General features: G+C 68.4%; 1 protein-coding gene. It reads right to left on the reverse strand.

Translation table 11 applies throughout. From position 1 onward, the window contains the following. A partial coding sequence (locus ACFWI9_RS34255) for a discoidin domain-containing protein (protein WP_387169201.1) occupies positions 1 to 1,044 on the reverse strand: 1,044 nt, incomplete at its 3' end. Positions 1,045 to 1,379: the final 335 nt, after the last annotated feature.

The raw sequence follows: 1,379 nt of genomic DNA on the forward strand, positions 1-1,379 counted from the left end.
GGCGTACGACGTGAAGTAGTTGGCGTTGGCGCCGCCCGCGCGGAAGCTCGGGTCGCTGCCGGGCGCGATGATCCGGTACGGCGCCAGGGTCTGGGCCAGCACCTTGAACTGGGCCGGCACCGCGTCGGTGAACCGCTGGAAGGTGGTCGCGCGGACCTCGGCGAAGGTCGCCCGGTTCTCGCCGACCTCGGTGTCGTAACCGTCCTTGCTGTGCAGGCGCATGGCGAGCTTGAGGCCGAAGGCGTCGACCCGGGTGGTGTTGCCGTTGAAGACGTTGCCGCCGACCGTGAACTCGATGAAGTCGTAGTACGAGCTGGTGGGCGAGCCCAGGTAGAAGTACATGCGGCCCGCGGAGTTGGCGGGCATGTCGAGGTAGGGCTGTTCGGCGATGGAGTGCGTCTGCCCGTTGAAGCTCCAATACACCTGGCTGTCCGGGTACTTGCCGTTGGTGCGGTTGAGGATCTTCACCTCCACGGCGTTGTTGGCCGCCGGAATGTCGCTGGTGCTGCCCCAGAAGTCGTCGGGCGGGGTGGTGCTTCCGGGGCCGTAGACCTGGAACTCCCAGAGGGAGTAGCCCCATTGGGTGGCGCGGGCGGTGCCGTAGAGGCGGACGTAGCGGCCGCTGCCGGTGACGGTGAGGTTCTGGGTGCCGCCGGTGGCGGTCGTGGTGGAGTAGAGCGTGGTCCAGGTGGTCGCGTCGGTCGAGGTCTGGATCTGGTAGCCGGTGGCGTACGCGGCCTCCCAGGTGAGCGAGACGCGGGTGAGCTGCTGGACCGTTCCAAGGTCCACCTGGAGCCACTGCGGGTCGGCGAAGGCGGAGGACCAGCGGGTGCCGGTGTTCCCGTCGACGGCCGCGCTCGCGGGGAAGGACGCGTTCTCGGTCGAGGACGCGGTGGCGGGCCGCCCCTGGGACAGCAGTTGGTCGGCGGCGCGGGCGGGCGAGGGCGACAGGGCGGCGAAGAGGGCGACGATCAGGACGACGACCAGACCGAGAGCCGTACGGGAGCGCACGGGCAAGGTCGGTGGTCTGGCGGATGTCTGCATGGGGGGTCTCCTCAGTGGGGTTGGGAGCGCTCTCCCCGGGTTGTAGTCCCGCCCCTGCCCGCCGTCAACAACTGAAGCCGAATCAGCGGGAGTTCGTCGATGGGGGCGCTCTTGCCGAGGCTTCCGTTCAGAATCCGACCGCGGAACCCGCCATGGCCGACCCCGTTCCTCCATCACTTGACGCGTCCGGTACGGACCTTTCCGCAGGTGGCAGAGTGGGTCACCGGAACATCGCACGCACGGCCGGAACAGCCTTGGGAGAGAAGTCCGTTGAACACCGGAACCCCGGTCCCCGACAGCTACTACGAGCGCCTCGACGAGCACCGCTACAAGCC

The organism is Streptomyces sp. NPDC127084 (assembly GCF_042724175.1).
Taxonomy (GTDB): Bacteria; Actinomycetota; Actinomycetes; order Streptomycetales; family Streptomycetaceae; genus Streptomyces.